Raw genomic sequence first — 18,497 nt, 5'->3', positions numbered from 1 at the left:
GAGGGGAGTCATTTTGAATTTCAAGGAATTTATAAAAAGTGATAGAGAAAGCAGAAATAAGGAAAAATTTGAAGGGAAATTTTTGGATTATTTAGAGCTTGTTAAGGCTAACCCAGATATAGCTAAGCTTTCACATGGACGAATTTATGACATGATAGTTAGCAAGGGAGTTGAAGTACTAAAAGGGGAAGAAAATCCTAAGGTTAAGAAAATATATGGCAATGATTCTATAAGAAAATATGGATTCTTTAAGGATGATTTCTTTGGTATTGATAAGATAATCATGAAGCTTGTGAATTATTTTCATTCAGCTTCTATGAATGGAGAAGAAGCAAGACAAGTATTATATTTAGTTGGTCCAGTTGGTGCAGGGAAATCTTCTTTAGTAGAAGCTTTAAAGAGAGCCTTAGTAGAATGTGAGCCAATTTATTCATTAAAGGGATGCCCTATGCATGAGGAGCCACTACATTTAATACCAAAACATTTAAGACCAGAATTTGAAAAGTTATTAGGAAGTAAAATAGAAGGTGATTTATGCCCAGTTTGCAGGTATAAATTATTAAATGAGTATAATGGAGAATATGAAAACTTTCCAGTAGAAAGAAAGGAATTTTCTATCAGATCAAGAAAGGGAATAGGGGTAGTACCACCTGTTGATCCAAATAATCAAGATACATCAATTTTAACAGGATCTATAGATATTTCAAAAATGGATATTTATCCTGAAGATGATCCAAGAATATTTTCATTAAATGGAGCTTTTAATGTTGGAAATAGAGGCTTAGTTGAATTTATAGAAGTGTTTAAAAATGATGTTGAATATCTTCATACTATTATTACTGCAACTCAAGAAAAATCTATTCCATCACCTGGAAAGGGTGCTATGATTTATTTTGATGGAGTTATAATAGCACACTCTAATGAAGCAGAATGGAATAAGTTTAAGTCAGATCATACTAATGAAGCTATTTTAGATAGAATTGTTAAAATTGAAGTTCCCTATTGCTTAGAGCTTGATGAAGAAGTAAAGATTTATAAAAAGATATTAAAGAAGAGTAATTTTAATGCTCACATTGCTCCACATACTATTGAAATTGCAGCAATGTTTGCAATTCTTTCAAGATTATCACCTTCAGCTAAAGTGGATCCTATAACTAAGCTTAAGATATATAACGGAGAAGAAATAGTAGAAAAGGGTGGAACTAAGAGAATAGATATAAGTGAGCTTAGAGAAGAAGCTGGTTCATATGAGGGTATGAAGGGGATTAGTACAAGGTTTATTGTTAAAACAATAGATAATGCTTTATCTAGTTCAGAGCATAACTGTATTAATCCACTAAGTATAATGGAAAGTATAATTAAATCTGTTAAAGAGTTAGATATTGCTATAGAAGATAAGAAAAAGTATCTTGGATTTATACAAGATACAATAAGAAAAGAATATAACAAGATTTTAGAAAAGGAAATAACTAAAGCATTTATACATTCTTTTAGAGAACAAGCTGAAAGTCTTTTTGATAATTATATAGATAATGCAGAAGCCTTTGTAAATAAGAGTAAAATAAAAGATACATCAACTGGTGAAGAATTAAATCCAGATGAAGAATTTATGAGAAGTATAGAAGAGCAAATAGGAGTTTCTGAAAATTCTTCTAAGGGATTTAGAGCAGATGTAACTTCATATATGTTCTATTTAGTTAGGAATGGTAGCAAAATAGATTATTCTTCTTATGAGCCTTTGAAAGAAGCTATAGAAAAGAAACTTATGGCATCTGTTAAAGATTTATCTAGAATAATAACTAAGTCTAGAGTTAGGGATTCAGAACAAGCTGAAAAATATAATTCTATGGTTGAAGAAATGCAAAGCAATGGATATTGTCTACATTGTTGTGATGTAATACTTAAATACGCAGCAAACAACTTATGGAAGGATTGATATAATGGCAATCTTTAGAGACAATGCAGATAATCCATTAGAGCATGATAGATCTATAGAAGATAGAAGAAGGCATAGACAATTAGTAGAAAAGTCTATAAAGGAAAACTTAGGAGATATACTTTCAGAAGAAAGCATAATAGGAGAAAGTAAAAATAAGAAGTTTAAGATTCCTATTAGGGGAATAAAAGAATATCAATTTGTATTTGGTAAAAATAATAAAGGAGTTGCTACTGGAACTGGGCAAGAAAAACGAGGAGATAAACTTGGAGATGGTGGTAAAAGTTCTGGAAATGCAGGAAATTCAGGAGCAGGTAATTCCCCTGGGGAAGATATATATGAAACTGAAGTAACTTTAGAAGAACTTATGGATTATATAGTTGAAGATTTAGAATTACCTAATTTAGATAGAAAAAAGTATTCAGAGATAATAACTGAAAGCTCAGGAAGAAAACGTGGATATCAAAGATATGGAATAAACCCAAGGCTAGCAAAGAAAAAAACTGTTATTTCAAAGATTTCAAGAAAGCAAGGAAAAAAAAGAGCATTAATTGAAGCTGGAATAGATAGTAAAATAATGAGATTTCCATTTAAAGAGGAAGACCTTAGATATCATAAGATAAAAAAGAAGCCTAAGAAGGAAAGTAATGCAGTAATGATTTTTATTATGGATGTTTCAGGATCTATGGATAGTAGTAAGAAGTACATGGCAAGATCATTATTTTTTGTTTTATCAAGATTTATAAAAAGAAAATATAATAATATTGCTTTTGAATTTATATCTCATACAACCGTAGCAAAGGTAGTAAATGAATATGAATTTTTTCATAAAGCAGAATCTGGTGGAACTTATATTTCTAGTGGAATTAATGAAGCGTTAAAATTAATTAAAGAAAAATATCCACCAGAAATGTGGAATATTTATCCCCTTTATGCTAGTGATGGGGATAATTGGAGTGAAGATAATGAAAGGGCTATGAAATCAGTAAGAGAATTATGTGATATAAGTAATATGGTTGGATATGCTGAATTACTATCTTCTACCTACTCAACAACTATGTATTATAGATTTAATAAGGAAATAGAACATAAAAATTTTATTTCTGTAATAGTTAAAGAGAAAAAGGATTTATGGGTAGCTTTAAAGATAATGCTATCTAAAGAGCTTAAGGAGGATTAAAAATGGAATACAATCTTAAGACTTTAGAAGAATGGAATGAAATAATTGAAAGTAGGGCAAGGGAGCTTGGACTTAATTTTTACCCTCAAGAATTTGAAATAATAGGTTTTAATGAAATGTTAGGATATGAGGCATATTTAGGTATGCCTTCAAAATATCCACATTGGAGTTATGGAAAGGCTTATGATAAGAATAAAACTCTATACTCATTAAACATGACAGGATTGCCCTATGAGATAGTAATAAATTCAGATCCTTGTCTTGGCTATTTAATGAAGGAAAATACATTGTTATTACAAATATTAACTATGGCTCATGTATATGGGCATAATGATTTTTTTGCTAATAATAGATTGTTTATTGAGGGAACTAAAGCAAAAAATGTCTTAGAAATGTTCAAGTTAGATGCTGAAATAATAAGAGGATATATAAATGATCCAAGTATAGGCTATGAAAAAGTTGAGAAGATATTAGATGCAGCTCATGCAATAAGATATCAAATACCTAGAACGATTGGAATTAAGGAGTTATCTGAGGAAGAACTTAAGGATAGTATTATTTCATACTATAATTCTAAAAAGGAGAATAAGGGAATATTAGATGCCTATGAGGAAATACAATTTCCAGACCTATCTAAAATACCATTAGAGCCTTCTGATGATTTATTAGGTTTTATTATTAAATATGGTTCTCTAGAAGAATGGGGCAAAAATATATTGAAAATAGTAAAGCGGGAAACCCAGTATTTTATACCTCAAATTGAAACAAAGATAATGAATGAGGGGTGGGCAAGCTTTTGGCATTATAATATTTTAAATTCTTTAAATTTAGAAGATGGACTTCATTTTGAATTTCTAAAACGACATAATGATGTAGTTGCACCTATATTAGGGGGATTGAATCCTTATTTTATAGGCTTTAAGATTTTTCAAGATATTGAGTATAGGTATGGTAGAGAAAAGATATTTGAGGTTAGAAAAAATGAAAGAGATAGCTCATTTATAAGAAGATATCTTACAAAAGAACTTTGTCAGGAGTTAAATTTATTTCAGTATGCTAAGAAAAGTTTTGACTATGTAGTTAAAGAAGTGTCGGATGAAGATGGCTGGATGGAAATTAGAAATTATTTAGGCGATACTTGTGGTGTGGCATCAATTCCATATATAAGAGTTATTAATTTAAATAAAAGAGATTTAAGTTTAACTTTAGAGCATAATTTTGATGGTAGAGAATTAGAATTAACTTATGCTAAGGAAACCTTAAAGTATATACAAGATTTATGGGGGCATAAAGTAATACTTTTAACTAAGAGTAAGGATGAAAAAGCTATGGAAATAGTTTGTAATGAAGATAGGAATATATATATTAATTAGGTACCCTTTTATTTCACAATTAAATAAGAGATTGCATAGTCTATAAATATATATAATTTACAGGAGAATATGATGGATCTTAAAGGAAGTAAAACAGAACAAAATCTTTATAGAACCTTTGCTGGTGAATCAAGAGCTAGGACTAAATATACTTTATATGGTGAAAAAGCTAGAGTTGATGGATATCAATGGGTGGCGGAAATTTTTGATGAAACTGCACATAATGAATTAGCTCATGCAAGGGAAGTGTTAGGTAGATATTTAAACTTAATTGGATGTACAAAAAATAACTTGCTAGATAGTGTTTTAGGAGAAACTAATGAAGCTGAAAATGTATATAAGAAATTTGAGGAAGAAGCTAGGACTGAGGGATTTAATGAAATAGCAGATTTTTATAAGGAATTATCAGAAGTAGAAGAAGGCCATTCAAAGAGATTCAAGGAGCTATATGATAAGATTGAAGACGGAACGATGTTTAAGGGACCAAAGGATTCTTTATGGATATGTATGAATTGTGGATATATTCATGAAGGAGAAGAGGCTCCATTAATTTGTCCATTATGTAAGTATCCAAGAGCATATTTTAAACCTTATTGTAAAGTTTCAAATGCTTAAGGAGGTAGCTTATGTTTATTTCAATACCAAAGGACTTTTTTGTTCCAGTAGTCTTTAGTGATGATTTTAGGTATAATAGTGAAAATAATTCCATGGAATATGATACTGAGTATAGTAATTTGAATAGTAACAGTAGAAAAAAACTTCAAGATTTAGAGTATATTGATTGTAGAGGAGAAGATACAGGGTATACTGCAGAATATATGGAAGATTTAATTAACATAAATGATAAAAAAATTCAGGAACAAATTTTGAATTATTCAAAGAGTTTTATGAAATTTATAGAAGAATTAAAAAGAGCAAATTGCTTAGATAAAAATGGATTTAATATTGGAAAACTAATTAATTATTATGCTAAAGCTTTTAGAAATCTTTATAATGATTATAGAAAATTAATAATTAATGTAGGAATGCCTATTTCTCAATCAGATGAAAATCAAATTATAGATAAATATATAGGAGAACTTGAAGATATATATAATAATAATTTAAAAGAACTTAATTGCAAAAATTTAAATTATGATGAGATAGAGGCAACTATGGATACAATATTTAATAATGCAAGGGAGATTCTAAAAGAAGAAATAAGGAATATAAATTGTGAACTTGTAAATATAAGAAGTATCTGCAAAAGTTCAATGGAAATAGAAAATAATTTTAAACAAGGAGAAAATCTATATAGTAAGCTTGATAATGAGTTTCTTACTGAAATGGAAAATAGGTAAATAAGCAGGTGATTTATTGTCATATAGAGGGCTAATAAATAATCAATACACTGATGTAAGCAACCTTACTACCTTATTAAGTACATTAGTTAATTCTTATAGATTGTTAATAGGTGGTGCATATGAACTTAATAATATATCTGAGGCTAAAAAAAGTGATGTTAAAGAAGCTGTTAAAAGAGCAGATAATCTAGGAGAAATAATAGATGAGATAATAAAGACCTTAGATGAGTGTAATACATCTTATTTTAAGTATTGTAAGATAAAGAAAAGCTTTATAGATGATAAAGCTATTAAAGATAATATATTAACAGAAATTAATAATGAGGTAGAATTTCAAAATTCATCTTCAAGAGATGATGAGGATGAAGATGATGATTAAATGAATTAGGCAGAATGAAAAATATAATAAGGAGTTGCTAAGCAACTCCTTATTATATTTTTATATAAATTATTATACTTTCTTTAGTTTAAATGTACTAACCATAAGATAAGAACCTAGTATTAATAAAACTATAGGAATAAATGGATTTACTGCACGGTTAATTGTAAAGAATGCAAATATAGCAATAAAACTTCCTGCAATAGTTATAGGTACTCCTGTAAATACTCCATCAAAAGTTGAAGTATTATATCTTGCTAATCTATAAGCTCCACAAATAGGGAAAGCCAATAATACTATTGTACCGATTAGTCCTGCTGGTCCAACATTTCTTAATTGATACATTAAAAACATTAAAATAGATGGTGCTACACCAAAGGAAACAAGATCTGCAAGGGAATCTAATTCCTTACCAAGTTCACTAGAAACATTTAACCATCTAGCTATTCTTCCATCATATCTATCTACAAGGGCTGCTATTAATATAAAAAAGCTAGCAAATAAATAATTATTTTCGAAAGTGCATAAAATAGATATTATACCACATGATAAATTAATAAATGTAAAAACATTAGGAATACAACTTTTTCTCATATAATCACTCCTGATTTTAAGGTCCATTGAATTTTTTGCCTTAATCTTATTATCAATAATGTAATATTATATCATAATTTTTACAAAAATATAAGCATTTATAAGATTTAAAGAATTATTAATATAAAATTAAGATTTAGAATTAATAAATAATTTGATTTATAAGTAAAATATAGTAGTATAGTAATATATTATATTGTAAACAAATTTTTAGAAAATAATTTACTTTCGTAAAATAAGGAGGGATAAAGTGAAAAAGGTTAAATTTATCTATAACCCGTATTCTGGGGAAAATGTGATATTAGATCATCTAGATATTGTAATAAAGATTCATCAAGAAGCAGGATATACTATTGTCCCCTATAGAATAGATAAAGAAATAGATGTAATTAATGCTTTTAACGACTTTAGAGATACTAATTATTATTATGTATTAATTGCTGGTGGAGATGGAACTATAGATAATGTAGTAAATGCTATGGCTAAGGCAGGAGTATCTGTTCCAATTGGAATATTGCCAGTTGGTACAGCAAATGACTTTGGAAAATTTTTAGGTATGCCATCAGACATAAGTAAAGCCTGCAGGCAAATTTTAAATTCTGAAGTTACTTCAGTAGACTTAGGAAGTATTAATGATAAGTATTTTGTTAATGTAGCAAGTACAGGACTATTTACAGATGTTTCTCAAAAAACAGATGTTAATTTAAAAAATACAATTGGGAAGTTAGCATATTATTTAAAGGGTCTAGAGGAATTACCTAATTTTAGAAAACTTGAAATAAAAATTAAGTCTGAAGAAATGGAGTATGAAGGAAATATGTACTTTATGCTTGTATTCAATGGACAAACGGCTGGTAATTTTAAACTGGCGACTAAAGCAAGTGCTGATGATGGATTATTAGATGTTATTATTTTTAAGGCTATTCCTATTATTGAACTTATACCTTTATTTGTGAAAGTATTAAAGGGGGAGCATTTAGATTCTGATAATGTTATTTATTTTAAGACTAATAACATATATATAGAATCCCATGAGGATATTGTTACAGACATAGATGGAGAAAAGGGACCTGATTTCCCTCTTAACATAAAATGTATAAAAGGTGGACTTAAAGTCCTAGGCGTAAAATAAAAATGAAAAGTGAATAATGAAAAATATATAATTCCGAGTGAGGGAGGAATTATATCCTTTAGTATAGAAATAGAACAATATAATGTTAGTGTGACTTGGAGCTTGCGAGGTCACAGCTAACATTATATTGTTCTATTTATTTTTTATTTATAAGTTGCCTTTTTGAGTGATTTTAATATAATATAATATTGGAGAGAATGTGAATTAGCTCAAAATAATAAAGTTAAAATAAGGAGTGAATTTAAATGGAGGGTGTCCCTCAGAGTAGCGATTTAATAAAACTGAATATTAGATTTTTAGAGGAGATAAGCTTCATTATAAATAAACATTCTTAAAAGACTCCTCTAAAAAATGAGGAGGAAAAGACATGAAGAATATGAAAAAACTATCAGTATTTTTGTACACAAATATTCTTGGCAAAAAGATTTATGATGAATTTGATGAAAGCATTGGGGAACTAAAAGATATTTATGTAACTACTGAAGATGGTTATCCTAGAGTTATTGGTTATAAGGTTAAAAGAGATGGCTCTACTTTTCATTATGAATTTAGAACTATTAACTTCTATCAACAGGATGGTAATAGAATAAAAATAGTTACAAGAGGAAGTAAGGAAATACTACCAAGAACATATTCTTATTTATTATCAGAAAACTTATTAGATAAAAAAATAGTTGATATTAATGGGAAACAGGTAGTAAGAGTTGATGATTTAAGAATAGCCGAAATTGCTGGAGAGTATAGAGTTATAGCTGTAGAAACAGGTCCTTTTGCAAGATTTAGAAGATTAAATTGTGCAAAACTTGGAAGCTTTATCTACAAGATATTAAGAAAGGATTATGAAGATAGAGTTTTAATGTGGGATGATGTTGAATCTTTAGAAATGGTAAATAATAATTTACAGATTTCAGTTCCATATAAAAAGCTTTCAACACTTCATCCAGCAGACTTAGCAGATATCTTAGAAAATTTAGATGCAAGTTCGAGAAAACAAATATTTGAATCTTTAGATGAAGATTTAGCAGCAGATACATTAGAGGAAATCGAACCAGAATATAAGGGAAGTATAATAAAGGAATTAAGTGAAACTAAGGCAGCAGAACTTTTAGAAATAATGTCTAATGACGAAATTGCAGATGTATTAGACGAATTAGACGATGAAGAGAGAGAAAAAATTCTTGTGAATTTAGAAAAAGAAGATGCTGATGAAGTTAAAGAAATATTAGAATATGAAGATGAAGCTGTAGGAAGTATAATGAGTACAGACTTTATTTCATTTAATTTAGATATAACTGTTGGTGAAATAATAGATATATTAAGAGAAATGGAAGAATTAGAAGAGGATGAACTTTATAGAATTTATATAACTGATGAAGAAGATAGTGTTATTGGAGCTATAACACCAGCAGATTTAATTTTGAATAAACCGGAAGTTAAAGTTAAGGATATAATGACAGAGGATATAGATGTTATAAGAAATGACGTAGATATAAATGAAGCTATAGAGCTTATAGCAAAATATGATTTATTAACAATACCAGTTATAGATGAGGGAAATAAGCTAATTGGAGCAGTAAATACTCATGATATTATAGATGAAATTTTATATCCAATTTGGAAGAAAAAAATAAGATAACTAGTGATTATTGACATTTATAATTTTAGTCATATAATATAAAATATAAAATTTAGTAAATTACTCGGAATTAAAAACTGTGAAAAAGAAGAGTAGTATAAAGGAAGGTTACAGAGAGAAAAGATAGATGAGAACTTTTCACCTAGAATTTATATGAAGTGCCCTTTGGAGTTGAAGTTTGAAATAGTAGTAGGACTTTCCGGTATCATCCGTTACAATGAAATGCAATTTGCATTAAGAGTGAGATTAGTTATTTAATCTAATTAGAGTGGAACCACGGAGTTTACTTCGTCTCTATAAGGCTTAGAGACGAAGTTTTTTTATTTTTTTTATTTTAGCTCTTGTATTAAGGAGTAACTTATTTGATTAATAATTGGAGGAAGTATGATTTATAGTAATACATTGGATTTAATTGGTAATACACCTATAGTAAAACTTAATAATTTAGTTTCAAAAGATAGTGCAGAAGTTTATGTTAAATTGGAAAAGTATAACCTAGGGGGAAGTGTTAAAGATAGAGCTGCCTTAGGTATGATTGAAAAAGCCGAAGAAGAAGGTCTTTTAAAAGAAGGATCAGTTATAGTTGAACCTACTAGTGGTAATACTGGAATAGCTTTAGCAATGATAGGAAGACTTAAAGGGTATAAAGTTGTAATTGTTATGCCAGATAGTATGTCTAAAGAAAGAAGAGATTTAATTAAGGCTTATGGAGCAGAGCTTATACTAACAGAAGGTTTATTAGGAATGAATGGAGCTATCGAAAAGGCTAAGGAGATTTCTAAGAAAGCTAATTATTTTATGCCTCAGCAATTTGAAAATATGGCTAATAGAGAAAAACATTATGATACTACTGCTGAAGAAATCTATAATGACATAAAGGATTTAGATGTTTTTATAGCTGGAGTTGGTACTGGAGGAACAGTAACAGGAGTAGGACAAAAATTAAAAGAAAAAATAAATAATATAAAAATAATTGCTGTTGAGCCTAAAAATTCACCAGTTTTAAGTGGTGGAAGAGCAGGAGCTCATAAAATTCAGGGCTTAGGTTCTGGTTTTATACCAGAAATTTATAATCCAGAAATTATTGATGATGTAGTGAATGTGTCTGATGAAGATGCTTATAGGGTAACAAAATTAATTGCAGAAAAGGAAGGAATATTGCTTGGAATATCATCTGGAGCAGCTATACATGTGGCTTTAGAGATGGCTAAGAAATTGGGAAAGGATAAAAAGGTTTTAGCAATAGCACCAGATGGTGGAGAAAAATATATATCTATGGGAATTTATGATTAGCTTTAATAATAATTATAGTGAAAAATCACTATTTAAAATTCTTTAATATAAGTAGGTCAATTTGCAAAAAAATAAAATTTTGAATTTCACTTAAGGGAGGAAAAGCTGTGTTTAAGAATTTAAAATATGATATAAACAATATATTAGAAAATGACCCAGCAGCGAGAAGTAAAGTAGAAGTGTTTTTACTATATCCTTGTATTCATGCATTAATAGCCTATAGAATATCACACTTTTTTTATAAGCATAAAAGATTTTTCTGTGCTAGATTAATTTCTCAAATAGCTAGATTTATTACTGGTATAGAAATTCATCCAGGTGCAAAGATTGGAAAAGGCTTGTTTATAGATCATGGTATGGGAGTAGTAATTGGGGAAACTAGTGAAATAGGAGACAATGTTACTATATATCATGGGGTTACCTTAGGAGGAACAGGCAAAGAAAAAGGAAAGAGGCATCCAACTGTAGAAGATAATGTTATAATTGGAGCAGGTGCAAAGGTTCTTGGACCTATAATATTAAAGAAAGGTAGCAGAGTTGGTGCAAATACTGTAGTATTAAAGGACGTTCCAAATGATGCTACTGTTGTTGGATGTGCTGGAAGAAATATAATTAGAAATATTAATGATATAATTGAAATAGTAGATGAAGATGGTAATAAAAAAACTATATATAACCAGATGATTATTTAGAGGGACAGTATGAAGAAAGAGAAAATTATAGACTTTTGTAATTCTTTAGGGTTAGATACTATAGGATTTATAAAATGTAGAAGGTTTGAAGAACTTGAAGCTTTCTTTTATGAGAGAAAAAGAAAAGAAATTGAAAATGAATTTGAAGAAAAAGATATATCAAAGAGAATAAATCCTTATATATATATGGAAGAGGGGAAAACTATTATATCAATAGCTTTCCCTTATCTTCATAATGTAAAATATTATGATAATGGATTTTCTGTATATACAAGAGGTACAGATTATCATAGGGTAGTAAAGTTTTATTTAAACAAAATATGTGAGTTTATTGAAATTAATGGTGGAAAAGCTTTATCCTTTGTTGATAGTAATTTTTTACCGGAAAGATATATTGCCTATTTGGCAGGGATTGGCTTTGTTGGGAAAAATAATTTAATAATAACTGAAAAATATGGCTCATATGTATTCTTAGGAGAAATAATAACTGATATAGAAATAGAAACTAATGAAAGAAATTATGAAGAAATACAAAACTTTAAAGAGTGCGGAAGCTGTGAACTTTGTTACAAGAGTTGTCCAAGTAAAGCTATTAATCCTTATAAGAAAAATAGTAATATCTGTGTATCATATTTTACTCAAAAAAAGGATTTAGAGGATAAACATATGAAATTATTAAAGGGAAGGGTATTTGGTTGTGATAGTTGTCAAAACTGTTGCCCATATAATGAAAAAATTGAATTCTCTAAAATTCATGAGTTTTATCCCTTCGATTTTATGAATAGCAATAATACTTTAGAATTAGTAAATGCAAGTACAAAAGAGTTTAAGGAATCATTTTTTAGAACTTCTTGTGGATGGAGAGGTAAAAATGTACTAAAGAGAAATGCCTTAATAAAAATTAATAATGATAAGGGAGATATAAGTGAAGTTAAAACTGATTCACCTTATTTAAAAGATTATGTTGATAGACTTTTAAATATTAATAAAATATAATTATAGATATATGAATTAGGAAGTGAGGGAGAATAATGTTATCACCAACATTAGTAAAGGTAATAAATGTGTTGCCAGAGTCATTAGTAGTAAAGATAACAAAAATCATTGTAAATAAGTATTTTAGAAAGTATGCTAACATAAAAGTGGAAGGTTTGGAAAAAGTAGAGAAGGTAGAAGGACCTAAAATATTCATTTGCAATCACTTAAGTAATGCAGATGGGCTAATTTTATATAAAATTCTTAAAGAAAAATATGACCCAACTTTTGTAGCTGGAATTAAATTATCTAATGATCCTATAACGAGACTTGGAACCATGATGGTTAAGAATGTTGGAATTAAACCAAATTCTGCAGATAAGGAAGCCATAACTAAGATAGTTAAATTAGTTAGAGGTGGAGAAAATATTATGATTTTCCCAGAAGGAACTAGAAGTAGAACTGGATCAATGATAGAAGCTAAGAAAGGTATATTGCTAATAGCAAGGCTAACTAAAGCAAGTATAATACCTATTGGAATGACTGGGACTGAAATTCTTCTTCCAATAAATAAGAATGGAGATATGGGAGGAGAAAAATTTAATTACTCAGATGTAAATATTAAGTTTGGAGAGCCTATATCACTACCAGTTAAGGAGAAAGAAGAAGATAAGCATGTATATGATGAAAGATGTATGGAATACATAATGAAGTCTATAGCAAACTTACTACCTGAAAAATATAGAGGAGTATATAAGTAGGTGTTTTTATGAAAAAAAGAACTAAGGATATATTAGATATATTGAAAGAGGATTATCCAGATGCAAAATGTGAATTAAATCATGAATCTCCATTTCAACTTTTAGTAGCAACAATACTTTCTGCACAAACAACTGATAAGAAGGTAAATGAAGTTACTGAAACCTTATTTAGAGATTATCCTGATTTAGATGCATTTTTAACTCTATCAGTAGAAGAACTTGAGGAAAGAATTAAACAAATAGGGTTATATAGAAGTAAAGCTAAAAATTTGATTATGATGTGCAACCAACTTAAAGAAAAGTTTAACGGTGAAGTTCCTAGAACTATGGAAGAAATAACTTCTTTAGCTGGTGCAGGAAGAAAAACTGCAAACGTAGTTTTATCAAACGCCTTTGGAGTTCCTTCTATTGCAGTAGATACACATGTTTTTAGAGTTTCCAATAGATTAGGAATGGCTGATTCAGATAATGTTTTAGAAGTTGAAAAGCAACTTCAAAAGGAGCTTCCTAAAAGAGAATGGAGTTTAACTCATCATTTATTAATTTTTCATGGAAGAAGATGTTGTATAGCTAGAAATCCTAAGTGTGAAATATGTAATTTGACTAATTACTGTAAGTATTATAAAGAAGTTAAGAAAAAGGAAGTAAAAAAGAAATAGAATTCAGGCTAAAATTAGCCTGAATTTTTAACTTTTTTAAAGAAGTTATAAGATATTTGTAGGTTTTTAAAACTTTTATCATATTTTATATAGTGATATAATTATTATGAAAAGATTTATAGCAAATTTGTAATGTTGGAGGACAGTATATGAAAATTGGAATTTTAATGGGAGGAATATCTTCAGAAAGAGAAGTATCATTAAGCAGTGGTAATTCAATGATGGAACATATTAATAAAGAAAAATATGAAGTTATTCCAGTTGTTATAGATAAGAAGGAAGATTTATTAGAAAAAGTTAAAGGCTTAGATTTTGCATTACTTGCATTACATGGCAAATTTGGGGAAGATGGAACAGTTCAAGCTGTGCTTGATACTTTAGGAATTCCTTATTCAGGATGCGATTCTGTAAGTAGTTCTCTTTGTATGGATAAGGATTTAACTAAAAGTGTATTAAAGGCTAAAGGAATAAGAACAGCAAGATGGCTAAATGTTTCTTCTGTTGAAGAAATAGATTATGAAGCAATAGAAGAAATGGGATATCCAGTATTTATAAAGCCGACAAATGGTGGATCAAGTGTTGCAACGTTTAAAATTACTAAAAGAGAAGATGTAGAAAATGCAGTTTTAGAGGGCTTAAAATGGGATAAAGAAGTAATGATAGAAGAGTTTATTAAAGGAGATGAAATTACATGTCCTGTATTTGATAATGAACTATTCCCAGTACTAGCTATAAAAGCAAAAACTGATTTTTATGACTACGAACAAAAATATTCAGCAAATGGTGCAGAACATTATGCTATAGATTTAGAACCTAAGATATATGAGGAAGTTAAGAAAATGGCCTTAGATACTTATAAGGCTTTAAAGTGTTCAGTTTATTCTAGAATTGATATGATAATAACAGAAGATGGAACACCTTATGTATTAGAGGTAAATACATTACCTGGTATGACAGCAACTAGCCTTTTTCCTCAAAGTGCTTCAGAAAAGGGGATAAGTTATCCAGAGTTTATAGATATGATAATTGATTATTCTTTAAAGAAAAATAATTAGAAGTAATATGTAAACCTAAGATGAAAAAAGAAAAACTAAAGATTAATTTATTGAAATTTTTAACGTGTAGTATAGAGTAAAGCTATTAAATTTTTATTTTATATAGATGGGAGGAATTTTTATGAATTTAATTTTTTTAGTTCTACTAGGTTCAATTTTAGGTTTACTTTTTTGTGTTTACCAAGGGAAAATAGTTATGAAAGCAGATGAAGGGGAAGAAAAAGTAAAGAGCATTTCTGTTAAGATTAGAAAAGGTGCAAATGCATACTTAAAAAGACAGTATAAGGGAGTAGCAATATTTTTTGTATTAATGTTTCTTATATTTTTAGTTATGAGCTTTTTTGGGTATGTTTCAATATTTATGCCTTTTTCTTTTATTATTGGAGGATTCTTATCAGGCCTTACAGGATTTATAGGAATGAAGGTTGCAACAAATGCAAATTCAAGAACTACTACAGCTGCTAAGAAGAGCTTAAATGGTGCATTAAAAATTTCTTTTAAGAGTGGATCAATAATAGGAATAGTAGTAGTTTCTCTAGGATTACTTTATATAGCTGTTGGATATTTATTTTTAGATTGGTATTATAGAGACTTATCAGAAGCAGAAAGATTATTACAAGTTACAAATAATATATTAACCTTTGGTATTGGAGCTTCATCCATGGCTCTATTTGCTAGAGTTGGTGGTGGTATTTTTACAAAGGCAGCAGATGTAGGTGCTGATTTGGTAGGAAAGGTAGAAGCTGGAATTCCGGAGGATGATCCAAGAAATCCTGCAGTTATTGCAGATAATGTTGGAGACAATGTAGGAGACGTAGCTGGAATGGGAGCTGACCTTTATGAGTCTTATATAGGTTCATTAATATCTTCTTGTGCTTTAGCGGTAGCAGCTGGATTATCGAGAAATGGAGTTATGCTTCCTTTATTAGTTGCTACATTAGGAGTAGTAGCTTCTATATTCTCAAGCTTCTTCGTAAGTGCAAAGGAAGATGCAAGTCAAAAAAATCTTTTAAGTGCTTTAAGAAGAGGGACTTACATTTCATCTATAATCGTTGCTATAGGGTCTTTCTTTATTGTAAGACAATTATTAGGTTTAGAAAATATAGGAGTTTATTTTAGTATTCTATCAGGACTTTTTACAGGTATGTTAATAGGCTTATTTACAGAATACTATACTTCAGATAGCTATAAGCCAACTAAGAAATTAGCTGATATGAGTAAAACAGGGCCAGCAACTATAATAATAGGTGGACTTTCTCTTGGAATGGTATCCACAGCAATTCCAGTTATAATAGTTGCAATATCAGTCTTAGTAAGCTTTAATTTATCAGGTGGAAGCAATGATTTTAATTTAGGATTATATGGAATTGCAATTTCAGCAGTTGGAATGTTATCTACATTAGGAATAACCCTTGCAACAGATGCTTATGGACCAATTGCTGATAATGCTGGGGGAATTGCAGAAATGTCTGAACAAGATCCTGAAGTTAGAAAGAGAACAGATGCCTTAGATTCCTTAGGAAATACAACTGCAGCAACAGGAAAAGGCTTTGCTATAGGTTCAGCTGCATTAACAGCCCTTGCATTTATAGCAGCTTATAAGGAGTCAATAGAAAATATAGTTAAAGGTGGAACATCTAATTTTGAATTTAATTTATCTGTATTGAATCCACAAGTGCTTATAGGATTATTTATAGGTGGAATGGTAACCTTCTTATTCTCAGCAAAGACAATGGATGCAGTAGGACGAGCTGCTTCAAAGATAGTAGTAGAAGTAAGAAGACAATTTAAAGAAATACCAGGAATTATGGAGGGTAAAGGCGAACCAGATTACGAATCCTGCGTAGATATTTGTACAAAATCTGCTCAAAAAGAACTTGTTACAATAGCAATAATTGCAATAGCAACTCCAGTAATTGTAGGTTTAATTCTAGGTCCAAATGGAGTAGCAGGATTACTTGCAGGATCAACAGTAACAGGATTTGTCATGGCAATAATGATGGCAAACTCAGGTGGAGCCTGGGATAATGCTAAAAAATATATTGAATCAGGAGTTCTTGGAGGCAAGGGGTCAGATTGTCATAAAGCAGCAGTAGTTGGAGATACAGTAGGAGATCCATTTAAGGATACAACTGGTCCATCCATAAATATATTAATAAAATTAATGTCAATGGTATCAATAGTATTTGGGGCTCTAATACTTGCTTTTGGGGCTTTATAATATATATGAAAAATGCTGTACTTTAAAGTATGGCATTTTTCATAAATAAAAGTACTAGTAGTATGTTTAAATAGTATCAATATATGTTTTAAAATGTTGTTGTTAAAAGATTATTAATAGACAACTTTATAGTTTGGAAAATCTTTGATTTTTATATAGATTGTATTTATAAATTGTTCTTTAAATAATTTTATTTGATTAATTAAATAGGTCTTGTAGTTGTTTCTAAAATCTAAAATATGCCAATTAAGATAATTTTCTAAGTATTTTGTTGCAACTCCTCTAAATCTTAAGAGCCATCTTTTTATATTAAGAGAAAAGCTATGAATGAATATACTATTATTAGGAAGATGCTTATTTATGTTTATAAGATCTTCTGTGCTTTTATTAATAATTTTATTATTTATTAGCTGCTCAACTAAATTTAATATTGCATTTTTAGATAGAGGAAGTGAAGAAGAATTATGCTTTTTAGCATAGACATCAAAATATCTATCATTATATGCAGATATAATTGAATCTGTATCAAAATTGGCAGCAAAATTTTTGGTTATTGCTGGTATTGAAATAGTATACCTACTTATAGGTTTTGAAATAATTGTATTATTACTATCCATTCCACAAGCTATAAATATATTATCCTTTCTATTATATTTAGCAAATCTATTACCTTTAAAGTTTTCTTTAATTATTATTTTGCTTACCTCAACGTAATTTTTAAGGCATTTAGAATTGTTATTAATTTGAGTAATTAATATTTTATGTCTCCAAAAGAAAGAAGTAGCTAAATTTATTTTTAATATTGAAGCACATTCTCTAAGAGATTTACCATTATTCATTAATATTAAATATTTAATCCAAGTATTTATTGATTTTTTTGAATTATAAAATAAAGTGTTAGTTTTTGATGAAAATGTTTTTTTACATAACTCATTTGTGCATCTAAATCTTTGAACACCTCTATATCTTCCATACTTTATGAAATTTTTACTATTACAATGGGGGCAATTATTAATTTTTACATCTTTTAAAATATCAATTAGTGTTAACTGATTTTGGTATTTATTAACTACATTAAGATCTTCGTCATTATAGTCAGAGTTGAAGCTATCTATATTCATCCAGTATTCCATAGTAAAATCTCTCCTAAAAATTATTTATTTAGATATTATATTTGAATTATAGCCATAAATAATAGAAAATAATCTTTTGAGATTTTATTTAGCAACAACTTTTTAAAACATAGTATGAGTGTTTTTTGTATTACT

Annotated in this window: 17 protein-coding genes and 1 other annotated feature; of the genes, 15 read left to right on the top strand and 2 right to left on the bottom strand. The window is 28.8% G+C overall.

Annotation, left to right across the window (positions count from 1 at the left end; all coding sequences use genetic code 11):
• Positions 1-13 precede the first annotated feature (13 nt).
• The 6 genes from ACQRD5_RS11050 to ACQRD5_RS11025 all read left to right on the top strand — a co-directional run bounded on the left by ACQRD5_RS11050 (position 14) and on the right by ACQRD5_RS11025 (position 6,211).
• Positions 14-1,936 (top strand): PrkA family serine protein kinase, encoded by a 1,923-nt coding sequence (locus tag ACQRD5_RS11050; RefSeq protein WP_320901678.1) that lies wholly within the window; start codon positions 14-16, stop codon positions 1,934-1,936.
• A gap of 4 nt (positions 1,937-1,940) precedes the next feature.
• Positions 1,941-3,116 carry a sporulation protein YhbH gene (gene yhbH / locus ACQRD5_RS11045; protein ID WP_294189505.1) on the top strand — a complete coding sequence of 392 codons (1,176 nt, stop codon included), beginning with the start codon at positions 1,941-1,943 and terminating at the stop codon, positions 3,114-3,116.
• 2 nt (positions 3,117-3,118) lie between these two features.
• Positions 3,119-4,489: a SpoVR family protein gene (locus ACQRD5_RS11040; protein ID WP_320901676.1), complete on the top strand. Its 1,371-nt coding sequence runs from the start codon at positions 3,119-3,121 to the stop codon at positions 4,487-4,489.
• A gap of 72 nt (positions 4,490-4,561) precedes the next feature.
• The gene (locus ACQRD5_RS11035; RefSeq protein WP_294170481.1) at positions 4,562-5,104 is read left to right on the top strand and encodes a rubrerythrin family protein; all 543 of its coding nucleotides are present in this window, start codon (positions 4,562-4,564) and stop codon (positions 5,102-5,104) included.
• Positions 5,105-5,115: 11 nt separating this feature from the next.
• Entirely contained in the window at positions 5,116-5,829 is a 714-nt protein-coding gene (locus tag ACQRD5_RS11030; RefSeq protein WP_294362519.1) for a hypothetical protein, read from the top strand.
• Positions 5,830-5,845: 16 nt separating this feature from the next.
• The gene (locus ACQRD5_RS11025; protein ID WP_294170487.1) at positions 5,846-6,211 is read left to right on the top strand and encodes a hypothetical protein; all 366 of its coding nucleotides are present in this window, start codon (positions 5,846-5,848) and stop codon (positions 6,209-6,211) included.
• Between the two features lie 72 nt (positions 6,212-6,283).
• Here the strand turns inward: ACQRD5_RS11025 and pssA are convergent, their stop codons facing one another.
• Entirely contained in the window at positions 6,284-6,805 is a 522-nt protein-coding gene (gene pssA, locus ACQRD5_RS11020) for a CDP-diacylglycerol--serine O-phosphatidyltransferase (protein WP_294362518.1), read from the bottom strand.
• Between the two features lie 250 nt (positions 6,806-7,055).
• Here pssA and ACQRD5_RS11015 point away from each other — a divergent pair, with 250 nt between their 5' ends.
• From ACQRD5_RS11015 to ACQRD5_RS10975, 9 genes are all read left to right on the top strand, one after another.
• Complete coding sequence (locus tag ACQRD5_RS11015) at positions 7,056-7,937, top strand: YegS/Rv2252/BmrU family lipid kinase (RefSeq protein ID WP_294170491.1); 882 nt, start codon at positions 7,056-7,058, stop codon at positions 7,935-7,937.
• A 376-nt stretch (positions 7,938-8,313) separates the two neighbouring features.
• Entirely contained in the window at positions 8,314-9,573 is a 1,260-nt protein-coding gene (locus tag ACQRD5_RS11010) for a magnesium transporter MgtE N-terminal domain-containing protein (RefSeq protein WP_427746803.1), read from the top strand.
• Positions 9,574-9,643: 70 nt separating this feature from the next.
• Positions 9,644-9,872, top strand: a binding site (T-box leader).
• An 85-nt stretch (positions 9,873-9,957) separates the two neighbouring features.
• Positions 9,958-10,866: a cysteine synthase A gene (cysK, locus tag ACQRD5_RS11005; RefSeq protein WP_308779503.1), complete on the top strand. Its 909-nt coding sequence runs from the start codon at positions 9,958-9,960 to the stop codon at positions 10,864-10,866.
• Positions 10,867-10,973: 107 nt separating this feature from the next.
• Positions 10,974-11,558 (top strand): serine O-acetyltransferase EpsC, encoded by a 585-nt coding sequence (epsC, locus tag ACQRD5_RS11000; RefSeq protein WP_294362517.1) that lies wholly within the window; start codon positions 10,974-10,976, stop codon positions 11,556-11,558.
• Positions 11,559-11,567: 9 nt separating this feature from the next.
• Complete coding sequence (queG, locus tag ACQRD5_RS10995; protein ID WP_294170497.1) at positions 11,568-12,554, top strand: tRNA epoxyqueuosine(34) reductase QueG; 987 nt, start codon at positions 11,568-11,570, stop codon at positions 12,552-12,554.
• 35 nt (positions 12,555-12,589) lie between these two features.
• Positions 12,590-13,294, top strand: a complete 705-nt coding sequence (locus ACQRD5_RS10990; protein ID WP_294170499.1) for a lysophospholipid acyltransferase family protein — start codon at positions 12,590-12,592, stop codon at positions 13,292-13,294.
• Positions 13,295-13,302: 8 nt separating this feature from the next.
• Positions 13,303-13,953, top strand: coding sequence for an endonuclease III (gene nth, locus ACQRD5_RS10985; RefSeq protein ID WP_294170501.1), 651 nt, complete (start codon positions 13,303-13,305; stop codon positions 13,951-13,953).
• A 149-nt stretch (positions 13,954-14,102) separates the two neighbouring features.
• Positions 14,103-15,008, top strand: a complete 906-nt coding sequence (locus tag ACQRD5_RS10980) for a D-alanine--D-alanine ligase (RefSeq protein ID WP_294170503.1) — start codon at positions 14,103-14,105, stop codon at positions 15,006-15,008.
• Between the two features lie 121 nt (positions 15,009-15,129).
• Complete coding sequence (locus tag ACQRD5_RS10975; protein WP_294170505.1) at positions 15,130-17,229, top strand: sodium-translocating pyrophosphatase; 2,100 nt, start codon at positions 15,130-15,132, stop codon at positions 17,227-17,229.
• A 113-nt stretch (positions 17,230-17,342) separates the two neighbouring features.
• Here ACQRD5_RS10975 and ACQRD5_RS10970 read toward each other — a convergent pair whose 3' ends face one another.
• On the bottom strand, positions 17,343-18,362 hold the full coding sequence (locus ACQRD5_RS10970; protein WP_294170507.1) for a transposase-like zinc-binding domain-containing protein: 1,020 nt from the start codon (positions 18,360-18,362) through the stop codon (positions 17,343-17,345).
• Between the last annotated feature and the right edge of the window lie 135 nt (positions 18,363-18,497).

This window comes from Clostridium sp. SGI.024 (assembly GCF_050315195.1).
In the GTDB taxonomy this organism is placed as follows: domain Bacteria; phylum Bacillota; class Clostridia; order Clostridiales; family Clostridiaceae; genus Clostridium.
The sequence above is the reverse complement of the archived record's forward strand: the minus strand, read 5'-3'. Positions and strand labels throughout refer to the sequence as shown.